The organism is Actinomadura rubrisoli (assembly GCF_004349215.1).
Classification (GTDB): Bacteria; Actinomycetota; Actinomycetes; order Streptosporangiales; family Streptosporangiaceae; genus Spirillospora; species Spirillospora rubrisoli.
The window spans coordinates 1-4776 of sequence record NZ_SMKU01000509.1 but is presented as its reverse complement, the minus strand read 5'-3'; the positions used below and the strand labels follow the sequence as shown (position 1 = coordinate 4776).

The following is a 4776-nucleotide window of genomic DNA, read 5'->3' as shown; positions in this document are numbered from 1 at the left end:
CCCCGCGTCCCCTGCGTTCCGGCCGTCCTCGCGTCCCCTCGCCTCCGCGTCTTTGCGTCTCCTCGCTCTAGCCTCATGTTCCGCGCGTCCGCGGAGCCTCATGTCCACGCCACCATGCCCGCGCTCCGGCGCTTCCTGCCTCGCGCCCGTGCTCTCATGCCCGTGCCCTCGCGACCGCGCTCTGGCACCCGGTCTGTGGGCCGCAGCGTCTGGGTTCCGTGCCCTGGCGTCCGCGCCCGAGGTCCCCGGCTCCTGCGGCCAGCCCCACACGCCCTGCCTCTGCCGTCTCGTGTTCGCGCCTCCGCGTTTCTCACACGAGACGTCTCGCGTCCCCATGTCGCCGCGCTCTGATGCGGTGGCCACCAACGTTCGCCGGGTTGGGGGCACGCCGGGCTGGGTCCGGGATGGGCGGGTTGATCGGCCGCACCGCTCGATATAGCGGCAGGTTGTCATCGAGGGGTGAGGAGCGCTGGTGGTTGAGCCGGTCAGGGCACGGCGGTTGACCAAGGACGAAGTGCGCAGGCTGCAGCAGATCGTGCGGCGGGATAAGCACGACTCGCTTCGGGTCCGCCGGGCGGTGATCACCGTGGCGCCGGCGTCCGGGACGTCGGCTCCGGTGATGGCGCGGCTGGTCGCTGCGGATCCCGACACTGTCCGCGAGGTGATCCGCGCGTTCAATGAGCGGGGGCTGGCCTGTCTGGACCCCAATTGGGGGGAGGCCGTCCCCGCCGCATCAGCGACGATGACATCGAGACGGCACAAACGCGTCCGGCCAAGCTCGGGTGCCCGTTCACCCGCTGGAGCCTGCGCAAACTCGCCGACCGCCTAGCCACCCACAGCCACCGGAGGGTGCAGATCGGGCGAGAGCGGCCGCGGGGGTTGCTGCACAAACACGGGATCACCATTCAGCGCACCCGCGACTGGAAGACTTCAAACGACCCCGACCCCGCCTACGACGCCAAGCTCGACCGGATCGAGAAGGTGACCCGCCGGTTCCCGGACCCGTGCTTCGCCTTTGATCAATTCGGGCCGCTGTCGATCCGGCCCTGCCACGGTGCTGGCTGGAGACGGTGGGGCAGACCGGATCGACTGCCGGTTACCTACACCCGCACCCACGGCGTCCGCTAGTAGTGCTTTGTTAGGTTGTGGCGGTCTTCTGCTGTGTGGGGGTTCATGGCTTGGTGGCAGGTGGGGCACGCGCCGGTCCAGGTGGCGAGTAGGGGTTGCAGCTCGCGGATGATGGTGTAGAGCGTCAGGCCTGCGCAGCCGCTTTTGGGTCCAGGCGCAGTGTGGTGATGAACAGGTGCGCGGCGGTGACCAGGGTGACGTGGCGGTGCCAGCCGGTCCAGGAGTGGCCCTCGAAATGGTCCAGGCCAAGGCCGGTCTTGAGTTCGCGGTAGTCGTGTTCGATGCGCCAGCGGATCTTCCCGAGCCGGATCAGTTCGGCGGGGTCGGTGTCGGCGGGCAGGCTGGACAGCCAGTACTTGACCGGCTCGGGTTGGTTGTCGGGCCATTGGGCGACCAGCCAACGTTCAGGCAGGGTGCCGCCCACGGCACGAGCGACGCGGTGCCCGGCCAGACGTACTCGCAGAAAGATGAACCGCGAGGTCATCGTGTCCTTGGAGCCTTCACGCCAGTTGATCGTCACTGCGGCGCTGCGTCCGGCCGCGGTGACGTGCTCGGCCAGGCCGACCGCGGTGCCGGGGTAGCGCGGGTCGGATCGCGTCGGTGGCCGGCCGCGCCCGGACCAGACCCGCGCCACCAGACCCGCGCCACCGGCCCCGCGCCGGGTCGGTGGGCCAAAGCGTCGCCTTTGACCTACATGATGTAGCCGATGCCACGCTCGTCCAGCGCGCTGCGGAACTGGCTGTTGTCGCCGTATCCGGCGTCTGCGGCCACCAACGGCGGATGCAAGCCCTGTTCGGCCAGAGCATCGAGCATCTGCACAGCCATCATCCACGTGGGACGGTGCTGCTCGCCGGCGGGGACCCCACAACGGCCCCGGCGGGCGACCACGGCTGGCCGGGCATCGTCTCGACGGCCTGCTGATCCCATGACCTGGGCATGAACAGCCGTCAGTTCAGCGGACACAAGGCGGTGTCGGTGACCGCGTGCACGCTGACCCCGATCTGACAGTTGGCGACCTTGCCCAGGGCGCCGGAATACTGCCGCGCCACACACGGCGAGCTCTTGCCGTCCCTGGGGAACCCGGTGTCATCGACCACCCACGCCACCGGCTCCACCACCGTGACCGCCCGCCGGGCCGGCCGCCGCACGGCCCCGACATCCCAGGTCGAGGACGTCACGAACTGCTGCAGCCTCTGATGGTCCGCACCCAGCCGCTCGGCCATCGGCTGCATCGACTTGCGCCGTCCGTCCAGCAGCAGCCCCCGCAGATACATCACGCCCTTGACCCGCTGATCGCTACGCGCCAGTGGCGCGAACACCTCCGCCGCGAACGTCACCAACCGCCAACGGACACAAGCAAGCTTCTCCGGAGCCACGCCTCCACCCCAGCACGCAGAACCGACCCCCAACAGCCACAACAACCTGACCTAACAAAGCACTACTAGGCGCCGTCGTTGCCATCGCGTAGGGAACGGATCATGCTCCGCAGGATCCGGGACGCGTCTGACTGCTCGGTCTCGGTCATGCCGCCCAGCATTCTGACCTCGACGGACCGGACCGCTACGGTCGCCTTCTCCAGTTTCCGTCGGCCGCGGGGCGTGAGCCGCGTGGGAAGAACCTTCCCGACGGGTGCCTGCGCGGGCCTGGTCACGTGGCCCTCTCGTTCCAGGGTCTGGAGCAGCACGTTCATCGTCTGCCGGGTCACAAACGCGCCCCGCGCGAGCTCGGAGTTCGACAAGCCCGGTCGTTGAGCCAGCAGCTCAAGGCAGGAGTAGTGCGTCACGCTCATCCCGAGCGGCCTCAGCACCTCCTCCATGGCTGCGCGGAGCGCGCTCGACGCCTCTTTCAGCAGGTAGCCCAGTGACGTCTCCAGGTCGACGCCGACACCGTCTTGACTCATGTCAGCATTCTGACATAGGTTGACCTGTGTCAGAAGACTGACATGAAAAGAAGGAGTATCATCATGCCCGCCATCGGCCCCGACTTCATCTCGCTGCAAGCGCGCGACCTCGACGCTTCGCAGGCGTTCTACGAGCAGTACCTCGGCCTCGTCCGCTCGCCGACCGGGCCTCCGCATGCCGTCGTCTTCGACACGAAACCGATCGCGTTCGCGCTCCGCGACATCATTCCCGGCACCGACCTGGCATCGGTTGCTCAGCCCGGCATCGGTGCCGCGATCTGGCTCCACGCCACAGACGTCCAGGCCATTCACGACGCTCTGGTCGCCGACGGTCACACCATCGTCTCCGCACCGATCGACGGCCCCTTCGGTCGGACCTTCACCTTCGCCGACCCCGACGGCTACCAGATCACTCTCCACGACCGCACCTGACAGGCCGAACGCCGCCGGACGATCACCGCTCTCCGAAGACCGGGTGGCGCCTAACGCTTGAGAATCCGGGCGACACTTTGTTGGCTCTTCGCGGTCGACGGAGTCGGCCAGGCTGGCGCGTCGGTGCGAGGGTTGAGGTCGAGGTCTTTGGAGGCGTCTCGGCATTTCTCGCGCGAGACGCCTCGCGTCCCCGTGCGTTCGCATTCGAGTCCCCGCGTCCCCGCGTCCCCGCGTCCGCCACATTGGAGCCTGCGCTGTGTTCCCGCGTCCCGGCCTCCGCGTCCCGGCCTCCGCGTCCCGGCCTCCGCGTCCCTGCGTCCGGGGTCCTGTGTCTTGGCCCTTGTGTCTCCGGTCCTGCGTCTTCGCATCCGGCGTCCGTGTCCGCACACGCGATCTCCATCACGTGGTCCGTCGGTGGGGAGCTCACGGGACGGGCGCACCCGGCTCTGGCAGCCACAACGCCGCCGATGGTGACGCGCAGGAGTTGACTGGCGCCTACGAGGCGCTGCTGGCGCGGTTCGATCCGCCGCCTGGGATCTGGGCCCGGCCGGTCGAGGTTGGCGGGCTGCCCGCGCTCCGGTTGGCGTCCGAGGCGACGCCGGACGTTTCCGTCCTCTACCTGCACGGCGGCGGCTATGCCATGGGATCGACCTGCGGCTCTCGGCTCCTCGCCGGAGTCTTCGCCGCTGTCGCGAGAGTCCTGGTGCCGGACTACCGGTTTGCGCTGCGGTCGCGGCCGAGGACGCTCTCCGGGGCTACCTGTGGATGCTCGACCTGGGGACGGTTCCGGAGCGGGTCGCCTTGCCGCGTCTCGTCCGGGAGTCGGGTTGGTGGTTTCACTGCTGCGCTTGAAGGAGCAAGGGCTTCCGCTGTCTGCCGGGGCGGTCCTGATGTGTCCCCGGGGCGGCCTCGCCTACTTCCTGCCGGAGCGGATGCTCGATGACCCGTAGCTCGTCGTCACCGGGGTTGGTGCGCTGCTGCGTTGGCTAGTACCTCGCCGGGCATCCGCTGGACGATCGGGTCGTGAATCCGCTGGGCTTTCCTGAGGTGCTGGTGGGGTTGTCGTCTCTGCTTGTCCGGGTTGGTGTGGGTGGCCGTCTGGGTGTGCGGGCGTAGCGGTTCGTCTGGACGGTCGGGTCGTGGGGCCCGTTGAGGTTTTCCGGGGCGCTGGTCGGGCTGTTGTCTCTGCTTGTCCAGGTTGGCGCCGGTGACTGTCCGTTCGGACGGGCGTAGCGGCTCGTCGGCAGGGGTGGGGTGAGCGGGGGGCGATGCGGCTCTTATGTCTGTGGCCGTGAGGTCATCCGGGGGTCTGGAAC

Annotated in this window: 2 protein-coding genes and 2 pseudogenes; 2 read left to right on the top strand and 2 right to left on the bottom strand. The window is 68.6% G+C overall.

Annotation, left to right across the window (positions count from 1 at the left end):
* Positions 1-472 precede the first annotated feature (472 nt).
* Positions 473-1122, top strand: a pseudogene (locus E1298_RS51630) (helix-turn-helix domain-containing protein); the annotation flags it as partial.
* Between the two features lie 130 nt (positions 1123-1252).
* On the opposite strand, the pseudogene E1298_RS44155 reads toward E1298_RS51630, so the two are convergent.
* Positions 1253-2504, bottom strand: a pseudogene (locus tag E1298_RS44155) (IS701 family transposase).
* A gap of 65 nt (positions 2505-2569) precedes the next feature.
* Positions 2570-3028, bottom strand: a complete 459-nt coding sequence (locus tag E1298_RS44150) for a MarR family winged helix-turn-helix transcriptional regulator (protein WP_131903344.1) — start codon at positions 3026-3028, stop codon at positions 2570-2572.
* Between the two features lie 63 nt (positions 3029-3091).
* On the opposite strand from E1298_RS44150, the gene E1298_RS44145 reads away from it, so the two are divergent.
* On the top strand, positions 3092-3460 hold the full coding sequence (locus E1298_RS44145; RefSeq protein ID WP_131903343.1) for a VOC family protein: 369 nt from the start codon (positions 3092-3094) through the stop codon (positions 3458-3460).
* The last annotated feature ends 1316 nt before the right edge of the window (positions 3461-4776 follow it).